We start from the raw sequence: 24,888 nt of genomic DNA on the forward strand, positions 1-24,888 counted from the left end.
CGGGTCGACTTCGAAGCGGTCAGAGGCCTCCGCGGCGCCTGCAGGACGTCTCGGACAACGGGGACACGGGCGGCTTCCTGACGCGTCCGGTTCCCGCCGGGGACCCCGGTTTGGCGATACCGGGACTCATGCAGCACACTGTCTGCTTGTCACGCGCGAGTGGCGGAACGGCAGACGCGCTGGCTTCAGGTGCCAGTGTCCGAAAGGGCGTGGGGGTTCAAATCCCCCCTCGCGCACGCAGGAGTGGGAATCCCCCACGACAACGGCCGGGTGGACCGACGAGAGTCGGACCACCCGGCCGTTGTCATGTCGGCGGCCACGACCGCGGCTGACGTTGCGGCCGGAGAGGGAATCCGGAGACAGGTTCTGTCGGGTCACGCGGTCGCACCAGAAGGACACGAAAAAGGCGCAATTCGAGTATTGCGGAATTCGTCCCGCAATCGCGTCGTCGACTGCTAGCGTCCCGCTCGGCACCTCCAGGGGCGCCTTCCATCTCGTCCCACTCAGGGGGTTGTCCCGCATGTCCTTCGGTGAAGCCGTCAGCACCGTCCTGACGCAGAAATACGCCACGTTCTCCGGCCGCGCGCGCCGGTCCGAGTACTGGTTCTTCTACCTCTTCAGCATCCTCGTCACCGGCGTGCTCAACGTGCTCATGGCTGTCACCGGGGCCAAGGCGATCTCGTACCTCGCGATCCTCTTCGGGCTCGCCCTGCTCATCCCGAGCCTCGCGGTCGGAGTCCGGCGCCTGCACGACACGGGCCGCTCCGGCTGGTGGCTCTTGATCGGCCTGATCCCCATCATCGGTGCGATCATCCTGATCGTCTTCCTGGCCGGCGACAGCCAGCCCGGCCCGAACGCGTACGGCCCCCCGGTCAAGGACGTCGTCGGCTCCCCGGCCACCGCCTGACCCGCGTAGCCCGACGGTCGCCCGACCGTCCCTGAGGCGCCGCCTCTGCCAGCCCAGCGCTGGTTCGAGGCGGCGCTTCCGCGTTCCCGGCCGCCCAACAGCTTCGCGGTGGCGTGCGTGCAGTGGATACCGCAGAGCGAAGGGCCCAGCTCACGAGTGGGGCCCCTTCGCACGTCCGGGACGACTGCGCCGCCCCGGCGGTCACCCGGACGGCGGCTTGGACTCCGGGGCGAGCAGGGGCGCCAGAGCGACACCGAGCTCGCCGAGCCTCGGCAGCGCGGTCAGCTTCCGCGGCGGGGCAGGGGCCGGGGGCTCGGTCCGCATCAGGAGCGTGCGGCGCACGTCGAACGTGAGCTCAGGGCCTGGTGGCGTGCCGGGGCCTTCGAACCGGACCGTGACGATCCCGTCGTCGACGTGGGCGATCCAGCCGGGTCCGTGCTCGGCGTGCTCGACATCGAGCCCGACCGCGCACGTGTGCACCGTCAACGGGGCGGGCAGGCGCTCGCCATCCACGTCGTCACCGTCGAGGGCGCCTGCCGCGTCGTCGACCGGCAGGAGAACACCCTCCTCCGGGGAGGCCGTGCCGTCGGGGGCCTCGCCCGGCTCGCCCGTGCGGGCCTGCTGGGTCACCTCACCGGCCGGGTTGGGCAGGCGCAGCTGCGCCCAGTGCGTCAGCCCGGAGAGGGCGACCCCGAGCAGCCGGACGGGCTCCACCGGGTCCGCCGCCGCCAACGCGGCCGCGGCCCCCTCTCGCAGCTCGGCAGCCTCCGACGTCGGATGGGCCAGGGTGACCGAGCGGGTCACCGTCGTGAAGTCGGACAGGCGCACCTTCACTGTGACGGTCCGGGCGCCACCGCCGTGCCGGTGCAGGCGGCGCAGCGCCCGCGACAACACGTCCTCGAGCGCGTCGGGCAGCTCCCAGCGGTGCAGGTCCTCCGCGAACGTGCGCTCCGCGCCGACGCTCTTGGCCTCCCGCTCGACCACGACCGGGCGCGAGTCATCCCCGCGCGCGAGCCGGTACAGGTTCCAGCCGGCAGCCTCCCCGAGGGTCCGGACCAGGTCCTCCCGGCTGGTCGCGCGCAGGTCGGCGACCGTGACGATGCCGAGCCGGCGCAGCGTCGTGTCCGTGGCCGGTCCGACGCCCCAGAGCGCCGCGACCGGCTTCGGCAGGAGGAACTCGTCCTCCATCTCCGGCGGCACGACCGTGAACCCGTGCGGCTTCTCCGCGTCGGAGGCCAGCTTCGCGATCAGCTTCGAGCGGCCGAGCCCGACCGAGACGACGAGCCCGGACCGGTTGTAGACGAGGCGACGGGCCAGGTCGGCGCCGGCGACCGGGTCGCTCGCGAACGGGCCGGCGGCCAGGTCGACGAAGGCCTCGTCGAGGCTGACCGGCTGCACGAGCGGCGACAGCTGGCGCAGGGTGTCCATGATGAGCGCACTGTGCGCCGCATAGGCCGGGAACCTCGGGGTCAGGACCGTCGCCGACGGGCACAGCACCCGGGCCTGCGCCATCGGCATCGCCGAGTGGCACCCGAACGCGCGCGCCTCGTAGTTCGCGGTCGCCACCACCCCGCGTGGGCCGGCTCCTCCGACCAGAACGGGTGTGCGCGCCAGCGACGGCTTCTGCCGGGTCTCGACCGATGCGAAGAACGAGTCCGCGTCCACGTGCATGACGCTCGCGTCCTCACGCACCGTCCACCTCCTCACCGGTTGTGCCGCTGGCGCCACGAGTTGCAGCGGTACAGAGACCGTCCGCGGACACGGTCCGCACCGCCTCCACTGTGCCGCACCCCCTCGAGCGAGCGGCGGCCACGGTCCTCGGGCCGGCAGCGCCGCCTGCTGCGTCCCACCTGCTTCCACGCAAGCCGGCCGAAGAGCGGCGCTGCCGGCGCGCATAAGCACGCAGGGGCCGGAGTCCCGTTATCCGTTTTTTCCGATTACCGGGGGAGTATGCGCTTTTTGAGTACCGTGAAATACATCGCCGCACCAGGCGCAATGGTTCCTTTCCGGGGGTGTTTCGAATGGGCCAGAGCCGCGATCCGTTGACGACCGGGGGCTATGTGGTCGCAGGCGTGCTTCTCCTGACGTTCCTGATCGCCTCGTTCTCCGTGATGTCCACCGTCAACAGTCCTCCGCTGCTGGCCGATCCGGCGCCGACAGGGCCGCCCGCCGTGATCTGCCCCTGGCCGGGCTCTTCGTCGTCCGGCTCGTCGACACCTGCTGCGGTGGGCAGCCCGGCGACGGGCGCACGTGATCCGAGCCTCGCCGGGAGTACGGACGGTGCCGCTGGAATCACCGCTGGAGGCACCACTGGGACCTCGAGCGGGGCAAGCGCCGAGAGCGCACTGTCCGTGGCGTGCCAGCCAGGAGAGGTGGTGTACGCGCCCCAGCTGAGGGGCAGCTACGACCCGAGTACTCGCCTGATGGCGTTGCTCGGCATCGTCGTACCGCTGCTGAGCACGATCGTTGCGTTCTTCTTCGGCCAGCGGGCAGGGCAGGCGGCCGGCGAGGCCGAGACGCAGCGGATCGTCACACGCGTGGCAGGCGCGAGTTCCAGCGAGCTGTCGGAGATTCAGCAGTTCTTGAGAAAGGGTGGCAAATACGATGCAGATCGAACATCTCTCGGGCGAAGCGAGCCACGGCCCGGTGTCGGTCTTTCTCACCGACAGCGGTCGGATCGGGTTCGTGTGTCCACGCGACGGGGCGTACTGGGAAGGTGAGATGCCCCAGCTGAGAGCAGCCTGTCCTGCACCCGAACCCGCGGGAGGAGACGCCCCAGGACCGGAGCTCGCCGCCGTGGACGGTGGTGGACGTCGTGACGTCAGGCACTCCCGGCGGCGGTCGCGGGCGCAGTCTGGGCGACCATGCCGCGGGGCAGGAACGCCGCCGCAGCGAAGCCGACGACACCGAAGGCCGCGAGCACGATGAGGGCGGCGGCCTCAGCGCTGTTGGAAAGCCCCGCGACGAGGATCGTGCCGGCGATCGCGGTCCCGAGGGACGAGCCGAGGTTGGAGATGCTGCGCGACAGGCCCGAGATCTCCCCCTGCAGCTCGTCGCCGAAGCTGGACTGGACGACGTTGACCGACGGCGTCAGCATCCCGCCGAGGCCGAAGCCGATCAGGAAGAGGCCGGGCGCGAAGGCCCACGGGCTCGGGGAGCCCTTGACCATGGCGATGAGCACGACGACACCGGCGATCGTGATGACGAAGCCCAGCATGATCAGCGTCCGCTGCGCACGGCGCTTGGCGAAGCGTTCGGCTCCCAGCGACGACAGCAGCAGCCCCACGGTGGCCGCCGTGAAGATGACGCCGGTCTGGATCGCGTCGTAGCCACGCACCGTCTGCAGGTAGGCGGCGACGGTGAACGAGACGCCGAGGAGGATCAGCCACTGGATGTTCTGGGTGACGAGGCCGAGGTTGGAGGTTCGGTTGCGGAAGAGGCTGGTCGACAGCAGCGGTTCCTTGCCGGCCCGCTCCTGGGCGCGCACCCAGAGGAAGAACCCCACGAGCACCAGTGCGCCGGCCACGAGCAGGGCGAGCATGAGCCAGCCGCTGTTGTCCGCGGCGAGGATGCCGAGCACGACCATCACGAGACCGACGGCCGACAGCGTCGCCCCGACGGTGTCGAAGCTCTTGGTCCGGTCGGCCGGCAGCGGGTCCGAGATGTTGCGGCTGAGCAGCAGGATCGCGGCGATGACGAGGGCCTGGAACACGAACGCCGCGCGCCAGCTGATCGCGGAGGTGATCAGGCCACCGATGAGGGGGCCCGCCGCAGCGCCGATCCCACCCATTGCGCTGATCGCCCCGAAAGCGCGGGCCCGCGAGGCCGTCTGCGTGAAGAGCAGGGTGGTGAGGATGTAGACCGGCGGGATCAGCAGGGCCGTGCCGACACCTTCGAGGATCGAGTTGCCGAGGATGAGGATGCCGAGGCCCGGAGCGGCCGCGCTGATCAGCGCGCCGATGCCGTAGACCGTGAGGCCGATCGTGAAGCACCGTTTCCGGCCGTAGCGGTCGGTGAGCTTGCCGCCGGGGATCATCAGCGCGGCCATCACGAGCAGGAACAGCGTGATCGCGACCTGGATCCCCTGCACCGTGGTGCCGAGGTCCTTGCTCATGTCGTTGATCATCACGTTCATGTTGGAGCCGGCGAAGCTGCAGATGAACTGTGCGAGGGCCAGCGGGACGAGCACCCGTCGCAGGGCTCTCGACGGCCGTCCGGACACGTCGGTCTGGGCCACGAGGCACCCGCTTTCGGTCGGAGCCGGGACGTCGGCCTTGGGAGGACCGCAGCCTGAGACTTCCAGCCGAGCCGCCGGGCGACATCACCCTTCGTGCGTGATGCCGGGCCGGCCCAGCGACCCGAATCCTGAGGGCTGACGCCCTGTCGCACCCGAGGAGGCGTCGCCTGCGCACGGTGAAAGGACCGCACATGTCCGCCTACCCCCTGATCGCCGACCACGGGCTCATCGGTGACCTCCAGACCGCCGCACTCGTCGCGACCGACGGCTCCATCGACTGGTTCTGCGCCCCACGGTTCGACTCCCCGAGCATCTTCGGCGCCCTCCTCGACAGCGAGAAGGGAGGGCGTTTCCGGGTGCGGCCGACCGCCCCGGCGTTCACCGGCAAGCAGCTCTACTTCCCGGACACGGCGCTCCTGGTGACGCGATTCCTGACCGAGGCGGGCGTCGGCGAGGTCACCGACTTCATGCCGGTCACCGACGAGCAGGAGACGTCCCGACACCGGATCGTGCGGATGATCAGGTGCGTGCGGGGTGAGATGACCTTCGCCTTCGACATCGCGCCCCGGTTCGACTACGGCCGCGAACCGCACCAGGTGCACCTGACGGACGCCGGGGCCGTCTTCGAGGGCAGCCACACCGCCCTGACGGTGCGCCTGATCCTGGAGCCCGGTGAGGAGCGGCTCGGCGCGGCGCACGTCGATGCGCACGGCGACATCCACGGCGAGTTCACCCTGAGGGCCGGCCAGATGCGGGGCGTGGTGGTGGAGACCGGTGCCGCCGGCCAGCTGCACCCGGTCCCCGTGGGGGAGGCGTGGCGGCTGTTCGACGAGACCGTCGACTTCTGGGAGGCCTGGCTCGGGCAGTCGACGTACGCCGGGCGGTGGCGGGAGGAGCTCAACCGCTCGGCCATCACCCTCAAGCTGATGACGTATGCGCCGAGCGGGGGACTCGTCGCCGCCCCCACCGCGGGCCTGCCCGAGCAGATCGGTGGCGAACGCAACTGGGACTACCGCTACACCTGGATCCGGGACGCCTCCTTCTCGGTCTACGCCCTGCTCGGGATGGGCTTCACCGGTGAGGCGGCCGCGCTGGGACGGTGGCTGCGGGACCGGCTGGACGAGCAGGCCGGCGCGAACGGCACCGGTCCACTCAAGATCATGTACCGGGTCGACGGCTCCAGCGACCTCAGCGAGGAGGTGCTGGCGCACTGGGAGGGCTACCGCGGTTCGGCGCCCGTGCGCATCGGGAACGGCGCCGCCGACCAGCTGCAGCTCGACATCTACGGCGAGGCGATCGACAGCATCTACTTCGCCGACGCGCACGGCATCGCCATGGGGCACGAAGGCTGGCAGCGCGTCTGCGACCTGCTCAACTGGGTCACCGACAACTGGGACCAGCCCGAGGAGGGCATCTGGGAGACCCGGGGCGGGCGTCAGGACTTCACGTACGGGCGGCTGATGAACTGGGTGGCGCTCGACCGGGGGATCCGCCTGGCCACGCTGCACGGACGTCCTGCCCCGCTGGAGCGCTGGCGTGCCGAGCGGGACGCCATCTACGACCAGATCATGGAGCGCGGCTGGAGCCCGACGCGCAAGGCGTTCCGGCAGCACTACCGGACCGACGTGCTCGACGCCTCGCTGCTGCGCATGTCCACCGTCGGCTTCATCACCCCGACCGACCCGATGTGGATCTCCACCCTCGAGGCGATGGACAGCGAGCTCGTCACCGACAGCCTCGTCTACCGCTACGACCCCGAGGCCTCGCCGGACGGGCTGCGGGGCTCGGAGGGCACCTTCTCGCTCTGCACGTTCGACTACGTCTCCTCACTGGCCCGCGCCGGCCAGCTGGACAAGGCCCGGGAGATCTTCGAGAAGATGCTGACGTACGCCAACCACGTCGGCCTCTACTCGGAGGAGATCGCGCTCACCGGCGAGCAGATCGGCAACTTCCCCCAGGCGTTCACCCACCTGTCCCTCATCGACGCAGCGATCACCCTGGACCGGGAGCTCGACCTCCACCCGCCGGCGACGGCGAGGCGCGAGTCCTGGGTCCCCCCGTCGCGAGGCGACGGCGCGCGCCGGGTCGCGGGCAACGGGGCCAGGCCCGCAACGGCCGACGCGAGGGCCTGAGCACCCGACCACACGGCATACCCGGCACACGGAACGGCACACGGACACGGCGTACGACAGCACGACCCGGAGGGAGCATCGTGACCGCGAAGAGCGACTTCACCGAGGAGGAGTGGGCGCGCGTCGTGCGCGCCCCGCTGGTCGCCGGGATGGCGATCTCGCTGGCCGACCCGGGCGGCCCCATCGAGGCCGCCAAGGAGTCGATGGCCACGCTCAAGAGCGCCACCAACCCGCCGAGCCACGAGCAGCTGCTCGCCGAGGTGGCCCTCGAGATCCAGGCGGCGGTGCAGCAGCGGCACAACCCGCTCAGTGGCTTCAAACCGACCGGCGGCACGCAGCCCGGGGAGCAGGTGCTCGAGGAGCTGCGGGCGGTGCAGGCCATCGTCGCGGAGAAGGCGACCGCCGAGGAGGCCGCGGCGTTCGGGCAGTGGCTGCTCGCCGCGGCGCAGGCAGCGGCGAACGCCGCCAAGGAGGGCGGGTTCTTGGGGTTCGGCGCCCAGCTGGTCAGCGAGCGGGAGCAGGACATGCTCGACCGGCTGCGCGAGACCATCACCGCCCGACGCCCGTGACGCTCCGGCAGTCGATGGAGTATGCCGGGTGCTACCCGGCGCGTCGGGGCGGGCTCAGTGCAGGGCGACCTTCAGGGCGGCCACGAGCAGCCCGATCACCGCACCCACCGCGGCGCTCGCGACGCGTCCCCACGGGCTGAGGCCGCTGCGCGCCCCGGCCAGGTAGCTGTAGGCGGTCAGCAGGACGATGGTGGCGATCAGCGCCGTCCACGCCGCCGTCCGCAGGGACCTCCCGCCGAGCTCGGCGAGGAGCAGGACGACGATCGGCAGCACCGAGGCGCCGGCGATGGGCCACGTCTCGAGCAGGGCCAGCCGCAGGGCGACGAGCGGGTGGTGACCGTGGGTGACCGCGGCGCCGAGGGTCCGGGCGTGCAGGTGCGCCAGCCAGTAGACGAGCACCGTGCCGAAGATCGCCATGCACAGCTGTGCCGTCGAGTCGACGTGCCCGGCGCCGTAGGCGATGACCGCGGCGCACACCACGGTCCCGGTGATCAGGCCCTCGCCGCCGCCGCTGGTCAGGCCGAAGAGGTCCGGCCTTGGTCGACGGTCGACGCGCACGGCGTCCGCGTCGTCCTCGGGCCGTGCGTTCCGGTCGTCCACGTGCACCACCCCCTCGCCGCTGGGCGGCTCGACGACTGTCGCGGTCGGCCCCGCTTCACATCCCGAGGATCTTCGCCTTCTGCGCCGCGAACTCCTCCTCCGTGAGGATGCCCTGCTGCTTCAGCTCGGCCAGGCCCTTGAGCTGCTCGACGACGTCGACGCTCGAGGCGGGGGCTGCCGCCGGCGGTGCAGCCTCAGGCGGCGGAGGCGCCTGCTGCTGGGTCTGCTCGTCGTACGCGGCCTGCTGCTGCGCAGCGATGTTGGCGTCCCGCCCGGCGAACTTCTCGGCCTGGCGGCGTTGGACGCGTCCGGCCACGGCGGAGGCGGTGCCGGCCACGACGGCTGTGCGTGCGACTCCTCGCAGTAGTCCTGGCATCGCGGTTGCTCCTTCAGCTCGTCGGTTCGAGGGACTCGATGGCGGCCATGACCTCGGTCGCCGGGATGCGGGCACTGGCGATGACCTCTCCGCCGCTCTCGCGGGCAGCGGCGACGAACGGCGCGGCCCACGTGTTCTCGTAGACGATCAGTGCGGCAACGGTGCCGGGCGACATGGCCCCAGCGGCCTCGGCGACGTCGTCCTCGCCGAGCAGGCCCGACCGCGCCCCACTGAAGTAGGCGAAGCCGCCCGAGGCGGACATCGGGTCGGTGATCTCGAGCACCTCGACGTTGCCGTCGTCGTCCTTGCTGATGACCATCAGGTCGAAGAGGCGGATCAGGCCCCGCTCGACGAGGTCCATCAGCGCGCTGCCGGCCTCTCCGGTGAGCCGGTCACGCGGGAACTCGAGCAGGAGGAAGTCGATCGGGCCAGAGACGTCCCTGGTCGCCGTGGGGGTGTCTGTGGTGGTCATGTCTCTCCTTCGTGGTTTTCCGTCGTCCACGAGACAGCGTCGCGTCCCGACGGGCCGCGCACGTCACCCTCCGCGGGTGAGTCACTCGCGGAGAGCAGGCCCGACGGATCCTGCGTCACGGCAGGGGCGGGGCACGGTCCGAGGGATGCGCGACGCGGCAGCGCCGGGGTGCCTCGAGGACGCCCCGGCGCGACGGCCGCCCGCAGCTCTCAGGCGCGGGGAGCCACCTCCTTGCCGTGCGCGGCGATGCCGTAGATGACCAGGACGTCGATGGCGATGATCGTGAGGGCCCAGACCGGGAACGCCGCGATGAAGGCGAAGTTCAGGATCGCGCTGAGCCCGGCCACGATCACGCCGAGTGCCCGCGCCCACATCGCTCCGGTGAACAGCCCGAAGCCGGACACCAGGGCCACGACGCCCACGATCAGGTGCACCCATCCCCAGGTCGTGTAGTTGACGTGGACGACGAGGCCGTTGGAGCCGACCAGGTAGTAGCCCTTGTCGAAGAGTGCGACCAGCCCGGCGATGCCCTGGAAGCAGCCGAGCAGGATCAGCATCATCGACGCGAACAGCACCCAGCCACTCCACCGGTCGCCCGGTGGCGGCTCGTGCTCGCGCTGCTGCGGCGCCCGGTTCGTCTGGGTCGCCGATGCCTGCTGACGCACGTCGCTCATGATGTTCCTCCAAGTCAGACGAGACTCTGTGCACCTCCCACGGTCCCGGCCCCCGAGGTCACGGGCACCATCCGCAGCGAGTGATCTCGGGCCCAGGGCAGGCACCAGCTCGCCTCGCCCACTCAGAGCCCGTCAGATCTGCATCTGAAGCGGCGTCAGAAACGACGGTCCCGTCGGTCCTCCCGACGGTCCTCGCGCCGGTCGGTGCGACGGGAGACGCCGTGCGCCACGACCGCCGCGGTCCCCACGGTGGCGGCGGTACGCGCGACCGGCGCCCCGATCACGCCCGGACGACCCACTCTCCTGCGTGCCAGCGGCATGTCAGTCACCCTCACTCTCTTGCGCGCCCTCGTGCTCGATCGCAGCCAGCATGGCCTGCACCGGGATGCGTCCACTGGCCACCAGCTGCCCACCGGCGTGCCGGACGGCGGACCCGAAGGGAGCAGCCCAACGGTTCTCCCAGACGAGCAGCGCGGCGCTGCTGCCCGGCTCGACGGCCTCGGCAGCGGCCACGACGTCCTCCTCGCTGAGCAGGGTCGCCAGGGCGGTCTCGTAGTTGCGCAGCTCCCCGAGCTCGCCCTCCTCGATGTCGGCGATCTCGTAGACGTCCAGCGTGCCGCTGTCGTCCTTCTTCATGAGGAGCAGGTCGAGGATGCGGATCACGTCGCGGTCGACGAGGTCGACGAGGGTCGGCGCGATCTCCCCCTTGAACTTGCTGCCGGGGAACTCCACCACGATCCAGTCCACGGGACCGAGTTCGTCCAGCTCGTCCTCGGGGGCCTTCTTCGTCAGCTGTTCCGTCATGCCACCACCTCCAGCCGGTCGGGTCCGGCGCTCACCGGACCAGGCGACTCCAATGCTGCGGGCCGCGTCCGGCGGCGGCATCACCCTTGGGAGGTGAAGGGTTGCCCGCACGGCAGGGGGCCGAGGGCAGCTGCGCCGACGGACGGTGGCGACGCGTACGCCCTCGGCATCACTCGCAGGGAGTGAGCAGCGGCCGTCGGGTTCTCGCGGAGGGGCGGTGGTCAGGGATCCTGGTGGCGCCCCGGGGGTGCATTTCGTCCCGTCCCGTGGCCGTCACGGGCGTGGGTTCGTGCGGGTCCAGCGTCGTTCGTCGCGGCGCCGGCCCATGCCGGCCGCGCACGCGGCCACACGGCGGAGACCTCGTCGGCGGCGCGCCCGGTGTCGGGCTGCACGTCGGGCCAGTCCACGTGCCGGCGCTGCCGCAGAAGCTCCGGAAAAGTCCGGCTCCGACCTGCCCACAGCGCTTGTATACAGGATACGATCGCCGAACTTCGCCTTCCCCCACCAACGGAGCGTGTCATGACATTTCGGAACGTCTCGGCCTCCACCCCTGCCTGGGCACGAGCGCGCGCGCTCGTGGTCGTGCTTGCTGCCACTTCCCTGGGAGCCGCGGCCTGTTCAGCGGTGGGGCCCACCGGGAACCAGGGCGGCGGCGCGGGCGGCTCGACGGCAGGGTCCGGGGCGACCGGTGCTGACAGCTTCGGGTCTCCGGCCGACGCAGGCCAGGTCAAGCAGGGAGGCTCCTTGGTGATGGCCCTCTCCGCCGAGCCGGACAAGCTGGACCCCGCGCTCTCGCGCAGCCTCTACTCCCGCTACGTCTTCAACGCCATGTGCGAGAAGCTCTATGACGTCGACGAGTCGGCCAAGATCGTGCCTCAGCTGGCCACCGCCCTGCCGACGATCAGCACTGACGGCAAGACCGTCACCATTCCGGTCAAGACCGGCGTCAAGTTCGCCGACGGCACTCCCTTCGACGCCGAGGCCGTCAAGGCGTCCCTGGAGCGTGACCTCACCCTCAAGAGCTCCGCCCGCAAGAGTGAGCTCGGACCCATATCCGAGGTGGCCGCCAAGGACGCCAGGACGGTCGTCATCACCCTGTCCAAGCCCTTCGCGCCGCTGACCGCGGCCCTCACCGACCGTGCCGGCATGATCGTCAGCCCCACCGCCGCGAAGCAGTCGGGGTCGAACTTCGCGTCGGCGCCCGTGTGCGTCGGACCGTTCAAGTTCTCCAAGCGCGTGCCGCAGAACTCGATCGATCTCGAGAAGGATCCGAACTACTACGCGGCCGACAAGGTCCACCTGGACAAGATCACCTACCGGATCATCACGGACGCCAGCATCCGCGCCGCGAACGTGCGCTCGGGCGACGTGCTCGTGGCCGACTCCCTGTCGGCCCAGGACGTCCCCGCGCTCAAGCAGGAGAAGTCGCTGCAGGTCCTGCAGTCGCAGTCCCTCGGCTACCAGGGCGTTACCTTCAACATCGGCAACACCAACGGCGTCGACGCTCCCCCGCAGATGAGGAGCACCCCGGAAGCGAAGGACCCCCGGGTCCGCCAGGCCCTCGAGTACGCCATCGACCGCGCCGGCCTCGTCAAGGTCATCTTCAACGACCTCAACACCGTCGCCTGCTCGCCCATCTCGCCGGCGAGCGAGTTCTCGAGCGACGCTGCCCAGAAGTGCACCGCCCACGACCCGGAGAAGTCCAAGGCGCTGCTCAAGGAGGCGGGAGTCCAGACCCCCTTCCCCATCGAGATGATCACCTCGAACAACCCCGACAGCCTGCGGCTCGCCCAAGCGCTGCAGTCGATGGTCAAGGAGGGCGGCTTCGACCTCAAGATCAAGCCGGTCGAGTATGCCTCGCTCCTGGACCAGCAGGACCAGGGCCAGTTCAGCCTCCTGCAGCTCGGCTGGTCGGGCCGCATCGACCCCGACGCCAACATCACCAACTTCGTCGGGACCGGCGGCAGCCAGAACGTGTCGGGCTTCAGCGACAAGCAGGTGGATGACCTGCTCGCCAAGGCGCGAGAGACCCAGGACGTCGGCCAGCGCCGCGACCTCTACGCCCAGGTCATCGACCGGCTGCACCAGACCGACCCGCTGATCTACCTCTACCGCCAGCGCAACCTCACCGGTGTCTCGAACTCGCTCAAGGGCGTGCAGGTGTTCCCCGACGGTGTCGTCCGGGTCGCCTTCGCCGGGATGGCCAAGTAACGGTCGTGCGTCGCTACCTGTTCCACCGGGCCTGGCAGTCGCTGGTGACGCTGGTTCTCGCCACCGTGGTCGTCTTCCTCGGCGTCCGGGCTCTCCCCGGGGATCCGGCCCTCGCTCTCGCAGGCGAGGACCGGACCCCGGAGGCGCTCGCCGCGATCCGCGCGGAGTACGGCCTCGACCAGTCGCTGCCCGTGCAGTTCTGGCGCTTCCTGAGCCACGCCGTCCGTGGCGACCTCGGCATCTCGGTTCGCACGGGCGAGTCGGTCAGCTCGATGCTGGCCACGGCCATCCCCGTCACGGTCGAGCTGTCGCTGCTGGCCATCGCCATCGCCGTGGTGCTGGGAGTCGGGGCCGGCGTGGTCGCGGCAGTGCGCCGCGGCCGTCCCTCCGAGTGGGTGGCCAACGCGTTCGCCCTCCTCGGGCTCTCGGTGCCGCACTTCTGGCTCGGCCTCGTCGCCATCCTCTACCTGTCCGTTGCGACCGGCCTGTTTCCGGCATCCGGTTTCGTGCCGCTCGGGGAGAGCGTCGTGGACAACCTCCACCACGTCATCCTCCCGGCCCTGATCCTCGGGACCGGGCTCTCGGCGGTGATCATGCGCCAGACGAGGTCGTCCATGCTCGACGCCCTGTCGACCGACTACGTCCGTACGGCGGAGGCCAAGGGGCTGCGCCCGTCGGCCGTCATCGGACGGCACGCCCTGCGCAACAGCCTCATCGTCGTCGTCACGATCGTGGGCCTGCAGCTCGGCGGCCTGATCTCCGGGGCGGTGGTGACCGAGCAGATCTTCGGCCTGCCCGGCTTCGGCAAGATGACGATCGACGCCGTCTTCCAGCGCGACTATCCCGTCATCCAGGCCGTCGTCCTCGTCACGGCCACCTCGTACATCGTCATCAACTTCGTGGTCGACCTGCTCTACTCGCTCATCGACCCGAGGGTCCGCGTCACGGGAGAACCCGCATGAGCGTCGACACAGCCCTGACCGCCGTTCCCGCCCCCGCCACCGCGCGTGGACAGCGCTCCCGCGTGCTGCGCCGGCTGCGCCGCAACCCGCTGGCGGTCGTCAGCTTCACGGTGCTCGCCGTCGCCGTGGTCGTCGCGGTGGTCGCGCCGTGGGTGGCCCCCTACGCCCCGGAGCACACCGACTTCTCCAACACGCTGGCGCCGCCTGGGACGCCGGGGCACCTGCTCGGCACCGACGACCTCGGACGAGACGTCCTGTCCCGCATCATGCTGGGCAGCCGGGCCTCGCTGGAGGTCGCCCTGCTGGCGGTGCTCACCGCGCTCCTGGTCGGAGTGCCGCTCGGACTCGTGGCCGGCTACTTCCGGGGGGCCGACAGCGTGATCTCCCGGGTCACCGACCTGCTCCTGGCCTTCCCCTTCCTCATCCTCGCCGTCGGGCTCGCGGCCATTCGGGGCGCGAGCCTCGCGAACGCCGCCCTGGCCATCGGCATCGCGCAGATCCCGGGGGTGATCCGCGTCGTGCGCTCGGACGCCCTGCGCCTGAAGTCCCTCGACTTCGTCGCCGCCGCGGTCGTGCACGGCGCGAGCGACCTGTGGGTCCTAGCGCGGCACATCCTGCCGAATGCCACGTCGGTCGTGCTCGTCCAGGCGACCGTCGCCATCCCGGCCGCGATCCTCGGCGAAGCCGTGCTGTCGTTCCTCGGCCTCGGCATCCAGCCGCCCTCACCCAGCCTCGGCACGATGCTGGCCAACGCCCAGCAGTTCGCGGCGCGGGCGCCGTGGGCGGCCGTCCTGCCGGGCATCGCGATCATGGTCCTGGCGCTGGCGTTCAACGTCTTCGGCGACAGCCTCCGCGACGCACTCGACCCGAAAGCGAGCCGCCGATGACCGCCACCACGCCTGCCGTCGAGGCCGCCGAGACGCTCGAGGGCCGGCCGGTCCTCGACGTCCAGGGCCTCACGGTGACCTTCCGCACCGAGGTCGGCTCGGTCTCGGCCGTGGACCACGTCGACCTGCGCGTGGCACCCGGCGAGATCGTCGGCATCGTCGGCGAGTCGGGCTGCGGCAAGAGCGTCACCGCGATGAGCCTCGCCGGGCTGCTCCCGCGCACCACCCGCGTGGAGGGCTCGGTGCGGCTCGAGGGCGTCGAGCTCGTCGGGGCCAGAGCCAGCGCGCTGCGTGGCGTCCGGGGCAGGGACATCGCCTACATCTTCCAGGAGCCGATGAGCTCACTGAACCCGGTGCTCACAGTCGGCCGGCAGGTCGTCGAGGTGCTCCAGGCCCACGAGCGCCTGAGCCGCAAGGAGGCGCTCGAGCAGGCTGTCGAGCTGCTGGGCCTCGTCGGAATCCCGTCGCCGCGCGAGCGCGTCAAGCACTACCCGCACCAGCTGTCGGGGGGCATGCGCCAGCGCGTCATGATCGCGATGGCGGTGGCCTGCCGGCCGAAGGTCCTCGTGGCCGACGAGCCCACGACCGCGCTCGACGTGACGGTCCAGGCCGGCATCCTCGACGTGCTCCGCGGGCTGCGCGACCGGTTCGGCACCAGCATCCTCATCATCACCCACGACCTCGGCGTCATCGCCGACGTGGCCGACCGCGTCATGGTCATGTATGCCGGTCGCGTTGTCGAGAGCGCCACCGTCCACGAGCTGTTCTCACGACCCCAGCACCACTACACCGCGGGGCTGCTCGCGGCCTCCCCTCGTCCCGGCCACCACGCGGGCACGCACCGGCTGCAGGAGATCCCGGGTCTCGTGCCCGTCCTCGAGACGCAGCCGGACGCCTGCACCTTCGCCGACCGCTGCCCCGCCGCCTCCGAGCGCTGCAGCACCTCCGCCCCGCCGTTTGCCGCGCTGTCCGGCGCAGAGCAGCCCCTCGCCCCCTCGGGCGGTGGGCCTGTCGAGCACCGGGTCGCGTGCTGGCACCCGCGCGGCAGGGCAGCCGATCCAACCCGCCAGGAGCGTCGATGACACCCGCATCCGTGCAGACCGTCCAGGACGGCGCGCCCGCCGCCGTCGCGGGGGACGAGCCCGTGCTCGAGCTCGATGGCCTCGTCATGCACTTCGGACCCGTCCGCGCCGTGGACGGTGTGTCCCTGCGCATCCGGAAGGGGCAGGTGACCGCTCTCGTCGGCGAGAGCGGCTCGGGCAAGTCGACGGTGGGCCGCTGCATCGTGCGGCTCGTCGAGCCCACCGACGGCACGGTGCGGCTCGGCGGCACCGACGTCACCCACCTGTCGCGCAAGGAGCTGCGCCGGCACCGCCGCGACGTCTCCATCGTCTTCCAGGACCCGGCCGGCTCGCTGGACCCGCGCATGCTCGTCGGCGAGATCGTGGGCGAGCCGCTGCGGCTGCTGGCCACGCGGCTGAACCGGCGCGAGCGGTCGGACCTCGTCAAGGAGAGCCTGCGGCGGGTCGGGCTGCGGCCCGAGGTGGCCCAGCGCTACCCGCATGAGCTGTCCGGAGGGCAGCGCCAGCGCGTCAGCCTGGCCCGGGCCCTGATGTCCGAGCCGAGCCTGCTCGTGGCGGACGAGCCGACCAGCGCGCTCGACGTGTCGGTCCAGGCGGCCGTGCTCAACCTGCTCGCGGACCTCCAGCGCGACATCGGCTTCGCGTGCCTGTTCATCACGCACGACCTGTCGGCCGTCGAGTACCTCGCCGACGAGATCGCCGTGATGTACCTCGGCCAGCTCGTCGAGGTGGGTACCCGCGAGGAGATCTTCGCCCACCCGCGGCACCCCTACACCCAGGCGCTGCTCTCGGCCGCGCCCGTCGCCGACCCTGAAAAGCAACGGGCGCGCACGCCGGTGCTGCTCGGCGACGACCTGCCGTCGGCCATGGACCCACCCTCCGGCTGCCGCTTCCACACCCGCTGCCCGGTTGCGGTCGCCCGGTGCGCGGAGGAGGTCCCGGTCCTGCGCACCGTCGCTGACGGCGGCACGGTGGCCTGCCACCTGGTGGAGCAGGACGGCACAGGACCCGACATCCGCAGTGACGCCGCACCAGCTGAGACGACGTCGACGACCCCGGCAACCGCGGCGACCTCGACCAGATCGACCACCTCGACCACGGAAAGCCTCACATGACCTTCACCACCCGTCCCACCCTCGAGGGCACCTTCGGCATGGTGTCCTCGACGCACTGGCTCGCGTCACAGTCGGCCATGCGTGTCCTCGAGCTGGGCGGCAACGCCTTCGACGCCGCGGTCGCCGCCGGTTTCGTCCTCCACGTCGTCGAGCCGCACCTCAACGGTCCCGGAGGCGAGGTCCCGGCCATCGTCGCCACGGCGCAGGACCCGACCCCTCGGGTGCTGTGCGGCCAGGGACCGGCGCCCGCAGGAGCCACGATCGAGCACTACCGCTCCGAGGGGCTGGACCTCATCCCGGGCTCGGGACCGCTCGCCGCGGCCGTCCCCGGCGCGGTCGACGCCTGGCTGCTGATGCTCCGCGACGAGGGCACCATGACGCTCGCGGACGTGCTCGAGCCGGCCATCGGCTACGCCCGCCACGGCCACCCGATGCTCGAACGCGTGTCCACGACGATCGCCACCGTCCGCGAGCTGTTCGAGAGCGACTGGTCGACCTCTGCGGACCTGTGGCTGAGCGGTGGTGAGGTCCCCCGGGCCGGGGCGCTCTTCGCCAACCCGGCGTATGCCGACACCCTGCAGCGGCTCGCCGACGAGGGTCGCGCGGCCGGTGGCGGCCGTGAGGAGCAGATCGACGCGGCCCGCAGGGCCTGGAGCCAGGGCTTCGTGGCCGATGCCGTGGACACCTTCTCACGCAAGGCGTTCCGTGACTCGAGCGGCGAAGCGCACGCGGGCCTCGTCACCGGCGCCGACATGGCGGCCTTCTCCGCGACGTGGGAGTCCGCGACCACGGCCGACTTCCAGGGCTACACGCTCGCCAAGACCGGACCGTGGGGGCAGGGCCCCGTCCTGCTGCAGACGCTGCGCCTGCTGGAGGCGCTGGGCGACCCTGCCGCGCTCGACCCGTCCACGCCGCGCGGCATCCACTGCGCCACCGAGGCCCTCAAGCTTGCCTTCGCCGACCGGGAGGCGTGGTACGGCGACGTCGACGTCCCCCTCGACACCCTGCTGTCGCGTGAGTATGCCGCCGAGCGGGTCTCGCTCATCGGTGAAACGGCGTCGGCCTCCCTCCGCCCGGGAAGCCCGGACGGCCGCGAGCCGGTGCTTGCGGCATACGCCCGCTTCGGCGACGACCGCCCGACCGCGGCGCTCGACGCGACGGTCGGGGAACCCACGGTCGCCCCGACGGGCGTGACGCGCGGCGACACGTGCCACGTCGACGTCGTCGACCGCTGGGGCAACATGGTGTCGGCGACCCCGAGCGGCGGCTGGCTGCAGAGCTCGCCGACGATCCCGGAGCTGGGCTTCTGCCTCGGGAGCCGGATGCAGATGTTCTGGCTCGAGGAGGGCCTGCCCTCGTCGCTGGCTCCGGGGCGCCGCCCGCGCACGACGCTCACCCCGACCCTGGTGCTCCAGGAGGGCCGGCCGGTCATGGCCTGCGGCTCCCCGGGCGGTGACCAGCAAGAGCAGTGGCAGCTGGTGTTCCTGCTCCGTCGCCTGGTCCAGGGGCAGAGCCTGCAGGAGGCGATCGACGCGCCGTCCTTCCACACCACGAGCCTTCCGGCGTCCTTCTACCCGAGGGAGGCCGAGCCCGGGGTGCTCGTCGTCGAGGACCGCGTCGGGAGCGAGGTCGTGGCCGAGCTCGAGAGACGCGGCCACACGGTCCGCGTCTCGGAGCCCTGGAGCCTGGGGAGGCTCTGTGCCGTGGCCCGGGACGCCGACTCGGGCGTGCTCAGGGCCGGCGCGAACCCCCGAGGGATGCAGGGCTATGCGGTGGGTCGGTGACCGCCGCCGGCCTCACTGCCGGGTGACGTTCTCCCGCGCCGCGTGGGCCGCCGCATCGACGTGGTCCCGTGCGGCGGCCTCCGCCGCGTCGGCGTCGCCCGCGGCGATCGCGTCGATGAGCCGGATGTGCTCCTGCCACGAGTGCGGCGCCCGGTCGGCCGCGCCGACACGGAAGACCCAGTGCACGTGCAGGTACATCGAGCTCGCGATCGAGGTCAGCCACCGGTTCCCGCTGATGCCGATCACGGCCAGGTGCAGGGCGCTGTTGAGCTCGGCGACGCGTGAGAGGTCGTCCCGGTCGGTCGCGTCGCGCGCCTCCTCGAGCAGCGCCCGCAGCTCGGCCACCTGCGACGGCGTGGCGCGCTCTGCGGCCATCCGGGCGGCGATCGTCTCGAGGGCCGAGCGCACGGCGAAGAGGTCGGCGACGGCGGAGGCCTCGGGCGTGGCGACGACTGCCCCGCGCCTCGGCATCATCGTGACGAGCCCGTCGGCTTCGACGATACGGAGCGCCTCGCGCACGGGGTTGCGGGAGACGCCGAAATCCGTGGCCAGCCGCTCCTCCGTCAGCCGCTGCCCGGGTGGGTAGTCGCCGTTGACGATGCGCCGGCGCAGCTCCTCCAGCACCTGATCGCGCAGCGCCTGGTGCTGGCTCCCGATCGTCCGGGTGTGGCTGACGCTCATTGGCAGCTCCTCCTCAGATGGCCGCCGAGCACCCGCTGTCTCGCCTATTCGACCATGTACACCGTATACGAAAGACACTTCATGTCATTGCTCATTGGCACCGTCGCCGACGCGGCGCAAGGACTGCCCGAGGGACTCGCCGCGACGTTCCCCCCTGGACTCCCGAGTGTGCTCGCGACGGTCTCCCCCGGCCCCTGGGCGCTCGCGGTGAGCCCGGTGGTGCTGCTGCTCACGCTCGTCCTGTGGGGTCGCTTCTCCACGGTCGTCAACGCAGTCGTCACGGTGGTCTACAGCGCGGCCGTGGCCCTGCTGGCCTTCGGTGCCGACGCCCTCACGGTGGGGGTCGGGCTGGGCAAGGGCGCCTGGGTCGGCATCTGGATCCTCTACGTCATCTGGCCGGCGCTGCTCATGCACCACCTGGCCTCGCACGCCGGGATGGCCTCGCTCGGTCGCGCCCTCGCGACCCTCCTGCCCCGGCGCACGGAGAACGTGCTGCTGCTCGCCTGGGTCCTGCCGTCGTTCATCCAGGGCGTCTCGGGCTTCGGCACGCCCATCGCGGTGGCCGCCCCGCTCCTCGTCGCGCTCGGTATCGGCAAGGCCCGCGCGGTCGCCCTGCCCCTCATCGGCTACCACTGGGCCGTCGGCTTCGGCTCGATGGGCTCCTCCTTCTACATGGGAGCGCTGACCGCCCACCTCCACCTGCTCGAGCAGGGTGAGTATGCCGCCGCGTCGGCCGTCGCCCTCGGCATCAACTCCGTGCTGGCCGGGGCTCTCGTCGCCCTCATGGACGGCGGCTGGCGCGGGCTCGTGGAGGGCCGGCGCATGCTGTTGACCGTTGGACCGGTGATGGCGCTGGTCCAGGCCGGCGTCGTCGGGCTCGAGCCGGGAATCGGGGCCCTGTGTGCCGGAGCGTCGGGGATCGCCATGGTGATGCTGCTGCGCCGGTGGCCCGGCAGGTCGGCCGATGCCGACCGCAGGGCCACGGTGGTGGCTGCCGGTGAGACGAGCCCGCTCGAGGAGGTGCCGATCGCCCAGCAGGTGTCGGTCCCTGCCGCCCAGGACGAGAAGCGCCGTAGCCTGCCCGCCGGGCATCGTGCCGACGTCGCCGCCGAGGGCCTGCCGGGTGTGGCGGCGGACCCGGACCAGGCAGCGCACACCGTGCAGCGCGCCCGGGCCGCTGCCGTGCCCTACGCCCTCCTTGCCCTCGTGGCCCTCGTGATCTTCCTCCCGCCGGCCCTGCGGTCGTGGGCGAAGGCGCACCTGCTCGTCGGGCCGTCCTTCCCCGCGAGCACCACGTCGCTGGGCACGGTGAACCCGGCCGTGCAGCTCTACAACCCCATCGCGCTGCTGGGGCACCCGGGGACCATCCTGCTCATCGCCTGCGCGGGAAGCGTCGCGATCTGGTGGCGCAGCGGCGCGTGGTCACCGCGTGCGTGGGCGCCCGTCTGGCGCGGCACGATCAGGCAGGCGTGGAAGTCCTCCCCCTCGGTGGTGCTGCTCGCGTCGGTCGCCGGCGTCCTCGTCGACAGCGGGATGGTGCGTGTCGTCGCGCAGGGGGCAGCCGCGGCCGCCGGCTCCGCGTACCCGGCCATCGCGCCCCTGGTGGGCGCACTCGGTTCGTTCATCACCGGCTCCACGACGAGCTCGAACGCGCTCTTCTCCTCCCTGCAGGCGGACATCGCCCACCTGGTCGGGGACCGACCCGCGGACCTGCTGGCGGGCCAGCTCGCCGGCGGCAACATCGGCAACTCCCTGGCGCCCGTGGTCATCGTGCTCGGGCTCACCGCCGTGGGTGCTCCGAGGCGGGCCGGGGACGTGCTGCGCATGACGCTGCTGCCCGCGGCCGTGCTGCTGCTGTCCGCGATGGCCACCACCTGCATACTCGTGGCCCTCCACCCGTGACAGCGGCCGCGGTGTTGCACGGGGGGAGGACGCGTACGCCGGGCAGCCCCGGCGGTGTCGCGGGGTGTCAGTCGTTGCTGACCGCGGTGACCGGGTCGCCGGGGGTGTCACCGGTGGCGGCCCGACCGACCTGGCTCTGACCGGCAGCCGCCTCCTGTGCCGCCTCGGCGGGCGACGAGGCGCGGCGGCCCAGGGCGATGGCCGCGGAGGACGCCGCTGCCCCGAGCGCGAGACCGCCGAGCGCCCAGCCGGGACCCCACTCCTCGTGGCCGAGGGCGGCGTCGACCGACACCTCGCCGGGGCCGGCGTCCATGAGTGCCACCAGGGAGGCGATGAGGACGGCGTTGTACTCCCAGCCGCCCTGGGTGACCCAGACGCCCTGGGGCTTGTGGACCTTCCAGATCGCCGTCAGCATCGTGCCGATGAGGCTCGAGGCGGCCAGTGGTGTGGCTGCGCCCACCACGAGCAGGGCTCCACCCACCGTCTCGGAGACCCCGGCGGCGATGGCGTTCGCCCGGGCGGGCTGCATCTTCAGCGCCCCCATCATCTGCTCCGTGCCCTCCAGGCCGGGTCCCCCGAACCAGCCGAAGAGCTTCTGGGTGCCGTGACCGACGAACAGGCCTCCGATGACGACACGAGCCGCAAGTCTTCCGATCTTCATGAGGGACCGTTACCCCCCGTGCCCCACGCCACACCGACGCGACACCTTGAAAAGGGCCGAAAAGGTCGTTGCCTGCCGGGGGATGCGGGGTATGTAGGCCGGAGCCGCACAACCGGGGAGCGGTTCAGCAGAGACAGCCCGCAAGTGCCCCACCGGCACTCGCCTCCCGTAACATGACCGCTGACGAAGGCCCCTGAGATGTCAACTGACGTGCACCTTCAGTCCTGGAAGACAGAGGTGCCGCTGCGATGAACCGCCTGCAGGAAGGGTTCGTGCTCGGCGACCGCTACCGCCTCGACCACCGGATCGCCTCCGGTGGGATGGCCGACGTCTGGGCCGGCACCGACTCGGTGCTCCAGCGCGAGGTCGCCGTCAAGATCATGCGCCCGGACGTCGACCACGAGCGGCTGTTCGCCCTGCGCTTCCGCGACGAGGCCGTCCACTCGGCGGCCCTGATGCACACGAACATCGCGACGGTCTTCGACTACGGCGAGGACGGCGGGTTCGCCTACCTCGTCATGGAGCTCGTCAACGGTGAGCCGCTGTCCGCGATCCTCAACCAGCGCGGTGCGCTCCCGCCGGCCGAGGTGCGCTCCATCCTGGGCCAGGCGGCGCTGGCGCTCGGCGTCGCCCACGAGGCCCGCGTCGTCCACCGCGACATCAAGCCGGCCAACATCATGGTGCGCGAGGACGGCCTCGTGAAGCTCACCGACTTCGGCATCGCGCGTGCGCTCGACGCGTCCGGCCACACTCAGCACGGCGAGATGCTCGGCACCCCCAACTACATCAGCCCCGAGCAGGCCCTGGGTCACGCCGCGACCGGCGCGAGCGACCTCTACGCGCTCGGCGTCGTGGGCCACGAGATGCTCTCGGGCCAGCGCCCCTTCGACCGGGGCACGCCCATCGCCACGGCCCTGAGCCACGTCAACGAGCCGTCGCCCCCGCTGCCCGACGACGTGCCCGAGGACCTTCGCGAGCTCATCGCCGAGTGCCTGCAGAAGGACCCCGAGAAGCGTCCGGCCAACGCCGCCGCCGTGGCGGTCCGGCTCGGCCTCGGTGACCAGGAGCTGCGCGGCCTGGCGCTCGGTCTCGCGACGGCCATCAACGGCTCGCCGGCCGAGATGCTCGACGAGGTCGACGAGCTCGAGGGCGAGGTGGCCGAGCGCACGAGCTCGCGTCCGGAGCCCGACGAGCTGGCCGCCACGCAGGCCATGCCCTCCGCCCTGGCCGACTGAGGCGCCCCACCGCGCCCGCGGCTGTGGTGCGGCCGCCGACACCGCTGCGCCGCACGCTGCCGCATTCCGCCCTACGCTGGGTCGATGGCGACCCTGCCGCTGTTCCCGCTCGGCACCGTGCTGATGCCCGGTGCTCGGCTGCCGCTGCAGATCTTCGAGCCGCGCTACGTCCGGCTGCTCCACGACCTCATCGAGGGCCAGGACGAACGCTCCCCGGTCTTCGGGGTCGTCGCGATCCGGGAGGGCTTCGAGGTCGGCGAGGACGGGGTCCGTGCCCTGCACTCCGTCGGCTGTGGCGCCCTGGTCACCCAGGCGGCCGTGCTGCAGGACGAGCGCTTCCTCGTCATCTCGGAGGGCATCGACCGGTTCCGGGTGGACGCCATCGACGAGAGCGCCGGGACGCCCTACACGACGGCACGCATCACCTGGCTGACCGAGCCGGACGGTGACCCAGCCACCGTCACCAGGCTGGCTGCGCGGCTGCGCGCCGAGCTGACCGCCTTCGCGGCCGCGACCGACAGCGAGCTGGGCGTCCCCGACGACGACCGTGCCCTGGCGTATGCCGTCCCGGCCACCGTGAGCCTCGACCTGGCCGACCGCCAGCGCCTCCTGGCGAGCAAGGACACCGAGTCGCGCCTGCGCCTGGCCCTGCAGCTGGTGCAGCGCGAGCGGCAGTTCGCCGCGGCGCTGGGCGCCGTCGCCGCCCCCACGGCCCCGCCGTTCACCCTCAACTGAGCCAAGCGGCATACGGCCGCGGGCGGGGACTGACGACACCGGTTGAGCCGGCTCGACGGACGGGCTGAGCACCCCGGTGCCGGGTCAGCGCAGCCGCAGAGTGGCGAGGACCTCGGTGGCCACGACCCAGGTGGCGAGCGCGCACACGACGACGTAGGACAGGTTCCACGCGCCGCGCGGGAGGGGCGTGAGCGTCGCGAGCACCGCGGGGTCGCTGCCGCGGCTGCGGTCGCGGACCACCGCCTGGAGGTGGCGCCAGGCGCCGACGACGAGCACGACGCCGAGACCCACGAGCACCTGCGCCTGCAGGGCGTCGTCGCGCCACCACCACAGCGCCACCGAGCCGCCCACGGCGACGACCATCACGAGGGCGGTCAGGGCCGAGCGGACCCGGATCAGCGCGAAGACGAGGATCGCGAGCCCGGCGGTGACGAGCGGGGCCGCCCAGCCGCGCTCGGCCGCCCACACCATAAGGGCGCCGAGCAGCGCGGGCATCGGGTAGCCGGCCCACGCCGACGCGATGCGGCCGGCGCCCCGGGAACGGCCGCGGGTCACGGCGTGCCCCGACATGTCGCCGCGGAGGGCGAAGCCGGTGAACTGCCGGCCCACGAGCACACCGACGACGGCGTGCCCGAGCTCGTGCACGAGCGTGACGGCCAGCCGGACCACGCGCCAGAGCGGCTCGACGGCGACGAGCAGCAGGGCCACGCCGAGGACGAGGACGAGCCGGGGCGCTGCGAGGGCGACGTCACCGGTCGCCGGGACCACGCGGTCGCGCACCGCCTCGAACCACTGCACGGAGCCAGAACCTAGCCGACCCGCCTGTGTCCGCTCGCTCCCCGATCTGCCGAGGGTGCGGCGA

23 protein-coding genes and 1 tRNA gene are annotated in these 24,888 nt (G+C 71.7%); 14 read left to right on the forward strand and 10 right to left on the reverse strand.

Annotated features, from left to right (window positions below; genetic code table 11):
- The first annotated feature begins 153 nt into the window (after positions 1–153).
- Positions 154–236: transfer RNA gene (locus tag LQK93_RS08920), tRNA-Leu, on the forward strand.
- Positions 237–520: 284 nt separating this feature from the next.
- Positions 521–907, forward strand: a complete 387-nt coding sequence (locus tag LQK93_RS08925; protein ID WP_374971182.1) for a DUF805 domain-containing protein — start codon at positions 521–523, stop codon at positions 905–907.
- Between the two features lie 201 nt (positions 908–1,108).
- Here the strand turns inward: LQK93_RS08925 and LQK93_RS08930 are convergent, their stop codons facing one another.
- Positions 1,109–2,599: a DNA polymerase IV gene (locus LQK93_RS08930; protein ID WP_374971183.1), complete on the reverse strand. Its 1,491-nt coding sequence runs from the start codon at positions 2,597–2,599 to the stop codon at positions 1,109–1,111.
- Between the two features lie 329 nt (positions 2,600–2,928).
- Here LQK93_RS08930 and LQK93_RS08935 point away from each other — a divergent pair, with 329 nt between their 5' ends.
- Entirely contained in the window at positions 2,929–3,627 is a 699-nt protein-coding gene (locus LQK93_RS08935) for a hypothetical protein (RefSeq protein ID WP_374971184.1), read from the forward strand.
- A 101-nt stretch (positions 3,628–3,728) separates the two neighbouring features.
- Here LQK93_RS08935 and LQK93_RS08940 read toward each other — a convergent pair whose 3' ends face one another.
- Positions 3,729–5,144 carry an MFS transporter gene (locus tag LQK93_RS08940; RefSeq protein WP_374971185.1) on the reverse strand — a complete coding sequence of 472 codons (1,416 nt, stop codon included), beginning with the start codon at positions 5,142–5,144 and terminating at the stop codon, positions 3,729–3,731.
- 191 nt (positions 5,145–5,335) lie between these two features.
- Here LQK93_RS08940 and LQK93_RS08945 point away from each other — a divergent pair, with 191 nt between their 5' ends.
- Both LQK93_RS08945 and LQK93_RS08950 read left to right on the forward strand, forming a co-directional pair.
- On the forward strand, positions 5,336–7,276 hold the full coding sequence (locus LQK93_RS08945; protein ID WP_374971186.1) for a glycoside hydrolase family 15 protein: 1,941 nt from the start codon (positions 5,336–5,338) through the stop codon (positions 7,274–7,276).
- 80 nt (positions 7,277–7,356) lie between these two features.
- Positions 7,357–7,845 (forward strand): hypothetical protein, encoded by a 489-nt coding sequence (locus LQK93_RS08950; RefSeq protein ID WP_374971187.1) that lies wholly within the window; start codon positions 7,357–7,359, stop codon positions 7,843–7,845.
- Between the two features lie 54 nt (positions 7,846–7,899).
- Here LQK93_RS08950 and LQK93_RS08955 read toward each other — a convergent pair whose 3' ends face one another.
- From LQK93_RS08955 to LQK93_RS08975, 5 genes are all read right to left on the reverse strand, one after another.
- Positions 7,900–8,445 carry a hypothetical protein gene (locus tag LQK93_RS08955; RefSeq protein WP_374971188.1) on the reverse strand — a complete coding sequence of 182 codons (546 nt, stop codon included), beginning with the start codon at positions 8,443–8,445 and terminating at the stop codon, positions 7,900–7,902.
- Positions 8,446–8,500: 55 nt separating this feature from the next.
- Complete coding sequence (locus tag LQK93_RS08960) at positions 8,501–8,821, reverse strand: SHOCT domain-containing protein (RefSeq protein WP_374971189.1); 321 nt, start codon at positions 8,819–8,821, stop codon at positions 8,501–8,503.
- 13 nt (positions 8,822–8,834) lie between these two features.
- Positions 8,835–9,293: a DUF6325 family protein gene (locus LQK93_RS08965; RefSeq protein WP_374971190.1), complete on the reverse strand. Its 459-nt coding sequence runs from the start codon at positions 9,291–9,293 to the stop codon at positions 8,835–8,837.
- A gap of 209 nt (positions 9,294–9,502) precedes the next feature.
- Positions 9,503–9,967, reverse strand: coding sequence for a hypothetical protein (locus tag LQK93_RS08970; protein ID WP_374971191.1), 465 nt, complete (start codon positions 9,965–9,967; stop codon positions 9,503–9,505).
- Between the two features lie 321 nt (positions 9,968–10,288).
- Positions 10,289–10,771, reverse strand: coding sequence for a DUF6325 family protein (locus tag LQK93_RS08975; RefSeq protein WP_374971192.1), 483 nt, complete (start codon positions 10,769–10,771; stop codon positions 10,289–10,291).
- Positions 10,772–11,290: 519 nt separating this feature from the next.
- Here LQK93_RS08975 and LQK93_RS08980 point away from each other — a divergent pair.
- The 6 genes from LQK93_RS08980 to LQK93_RS09005 are packed head-to-tail and all read left to right on the forward strand — an operon-like array spanning position 11,291 to position 18,812.
- Positions 11,291–12,982, forward strand: a complete 1,692-nt coding sequence (locus LQK93_RS08980; RefSeq protein ID WP_374971193.1) for an ABC transporter substrate-binding protein — start codon at positions 11,291–11,293, stop codon at positions 12,980–12,982.
- Positions 12,983–12,987: 5 nt separating this feature from the next.
- Positions 12,988–13,944, forward strand: coding sequence for an ABC transporter permease (locus LQK93_RS08985; protein ID WP_374971194.1), 957 nt, complete (start codon positions 12,988–12,990; stop codon positions 13,942–13,944).
- Complete coding sequence (locus LQK93_RS08990; RefSeq protein ID WP_374971195.1) at positions 13,941–14,831, forward strand: ABC transporter permease; 891 nt, start codon at positions 13,941–13,943, stop codon at positions 14,829–14,831. Before LQK93_RS08985 ends, LQK93_RS08990 begins: the two co-directional genes overlap by 4 nt.
- The gene (locus LQK93_RS08995) at positions 14,828–15,913 is read left to right on the forward strand and encodes an ABC transporter ATP-binding protein (RefSeq protein WP_374971196.1); all 1,086 of its coding nucleotides are present in this window, start codon (positions 14,828–14,830) and stop codon (positions 15,911–15,913) included. Before LQK93_RS08990 ends, LQK93_RS08995 begins: the two co-directional genes overlap by 4 nt.
- Entirely contained in the window at positions 15,910–17,028 is a 1,119-nt protein-coding gene (locus LQK93_RS09000; RefSeq protein ID WP_374971197.1) for an ABC transporter ATP-binding protein, read from the forward strand. The genes LQK93_RS08995 and LQK93_RS09000 overlap by 4 nt, the downstream gene beginning before the upstream one ends.
- The gene (locus LQK93_RS09005) at positions 17,025–18,812 is read left to right on the forward strand and encodes a gamma-glutamyltransferase family protein (protein WP_374971198.1); all 1,788 of its coding nucleotides are present in this window, start codon (positions 17,025–17,027) and stop codon (positions 18,810–18,812) included. The genes LQK93_RS09000 and LQK93_RS09005 overlap by 4 nt, the downstream gene beginning before the upstream one ends.
- Positions 18,813–18,824: 12 nt before the next feature.
- Here the strand turns inward: LQK93_RS09005 and LQK93_RS09010 are convergent, their stop codons facing one another.
- The gene (locus LQK93_RS09010; protein WP_374971199.1) at positions 18,825–19,493 is read right to left on the reverse strand and encodes a GntR family transcriptional regulator; all 669 of its coding nucleotides are present in this window, start codon (positions 19,491–19,493) and stop codon (positions 18,825–18,827) included.
- A gap of 81 nt (positions 19,494–19,574) precedes the next feature.
- Between LQK93_RS09010 and LQK93_RS09015 the strand changes: the two genes are divergently transcribed.
- On the forward strand, positions 19,575–21,395 hold the full coding sequence (locus tag LQK93_RS09015) for an L-lactate permease (RefSeq protein ID WP_374971200.1): 1,821 nt from the start codon (positions 19,575–19,577) through the stop codon (positions 21,393–21,395).
- A gap of 67 nt (positions 21,396–21,462) precedes the next feature.
- Here the strand turns inward: LQK93_RS09015 and LQK93_RS09020 are convergent, their stop codons facing one another.
- Positions 21,463–22,056, reverse strand: coding sequence for a DoxX family protein (locus LQK93_RS09020; protein WP_374971201.1), 594 nt, complete (start codon positions 22,054–22,056; stop codon positions 21,463–21,465).
- 248 nt (positions 22,057–22,304) lie between these two features.
- On the opposite strand from LQK93_RS09020, the gene LQK93_RS09025 reads away from it, so the two are divergent.
- Complete coding sequence (locus LQK93_RS09025) at positions 22,305–23,291, forward strand: serine/threonine-protein kinase (RefSeq protein ID WP_374971202.1); 987 nt, start codon at positions 22,305–22,307, stop codon at positions 23,289–23,291.
- A gap of 84 nt (positions 23,292–23,375) precedes the next feature.
- Positions 23,376–24,026 (forward strand): LON peptidase substrate-binding domain-containing protein, encoded by a 651-nt coding sequence (locus tag LQK93_RS09030; protein WP_374971203.1) that lies wholly within the window; start codon positions 23,376–23,378, stop codon positions 24,024–24,026.
- Between the two features lie 84 nt (positions 24,027–24,110).
- On the opposite strand, the gene LQK93_RS09035 is transcribed toward LQK93_RS09030, so the two are convergent.
- A complete protein-coding gene (locus LQK93_RS09035) occupies positions 24,111–24,824 on the reverse strand; it encodes a M50 family metallopeptidase (RefSeq protein ID WP_374971204.1) in 714 nt (237 codons plus the stop codon).
- Positions 24,825–24,888: the final 64 nt, after the last annotated feature.

Origin of the sequence: Terrabacter sp. BE26 (assembly GCF_041941675.1) — a bacterium.
Classification (GTDB): Bacteria; Actinomycetota; Actinomycetes; order Actinomycetales; family Dermatophilaceae; genus Terrabacter.

Coding starts and splice junctions, on each gene's coding strand:
- LQK93_RS08925 (WP_374971182.1), top strand. CDS start 521: ATGTCCTTCGGTGAAGCCGTCAGCACCGTCCTGACGCAGAAATACGCC.
- LQK93_RS08935 (WP_374971184.1), top strand. CDS start 2,929: ATGGGCCAGAGCCGCGATCCGTTGACGACCGGGGGCTATGTGGTCGCA.
- LQK93_RS08945 (WP_374971186.1), top strand. CDS start 5,336: ATGTCCGCCTACCCCCTGATCGCCGACCACGGGCTCATCGGTGACCTC.
- LQK93_RS08960 (WP_374971189.1), bottom strand. CDS start 8,821: ATGCCAGGACTACTGCGAGGAGTCGCACGCACAGCCGTCGTGGCCGGC.
- LQK93_RS08965 (WP_374971190.1), bottom strand. CDS start 9,293: ATGACCACCACAGACACCCCCACGGCGACCAGGGACGTCTCTGGCCCG.
- LQK93_RS08970 (WP_374971191.1), bottom strand. CDS start 9,967: ATGAGCGACGTGCGTCAGCAGGCATCGGCGACCCAGACGAACCGGGCG.
- LQK93_RS08975 (WP_374971192.1), bottom strand. CDS start 10,771: ATGACGGAACAGCTGACGAAGAAGGCCCCCGAGGACGAGCTGGACGAA.
- LQK93_RS08980 (WP_374971193.1), top strand. CDS start 11,291: ATGACATTTCGGAACGTCTCGGCCTCCACCCCTGCCTGGGCACGAGCG.
- LQK93_RS08990 (WP_374971195.1), top strand. CDS start 13,941: ATGAGCGTCGACACAGCCCTGACCGCCGTTCCCGCCCCCGCCACCGCG.
- LQK93_RS08995 (WP_374971196.1), top strand. CDS start 14,828: ATGACCGCCACCACGCCTGCCGTCGAGGCCGCCGAGACGCTCGAGGGC.
- LQK93_RS09000 (WP_374971197.1), top strand. CDS start 15,910: ATGACACCCGCATCCGTGCAGACCGTCCAGGACGGCGCGCCCGCCGCC.
- LQK93_RS09005 (WP_374971198.1), top strand. CDS start 17,025: ATGACCTTCACCACCCGTCCCACCCTCGAGGGCACCTTCGGCATGGTG.
- LQK93_RS09010 (WP_374971199.1), bottom strand. CDS start 19,493: ATGAGCGTCAGCCACACCCGGACGATCGGGAGCCAGCACCAGGCGCTG.
- LQK93_RS09015 (WP_374971200.1), top strand. CDS start 19,575: ATGTCATTGCTCATTGGCACCGTCGCCGACGCGGCGCAAGGACTGCCC.
- LQK93_RS09020 (WP_374971201.1), bottom strand. CDS start 22,056: ATGAAGATCGGAAGACTTGCGGCTCGTGTCGTCATCGGAGGCCTGTTC.
- LQK93_RS09025 (WP_374971202.1), top strand. CDS start 22,305: ATGAACCGCCTGCAGGAAGGGTTCGTGCTCGGCGACCGCTACCGCCTC.
- LQK93_RS09030 (WP_374971203.1), top strand. CDS start 23,376: ATGGCGACCCTGCCGCTGTTCCCGCTCGGCACCGTGCTGATGCCCGGT.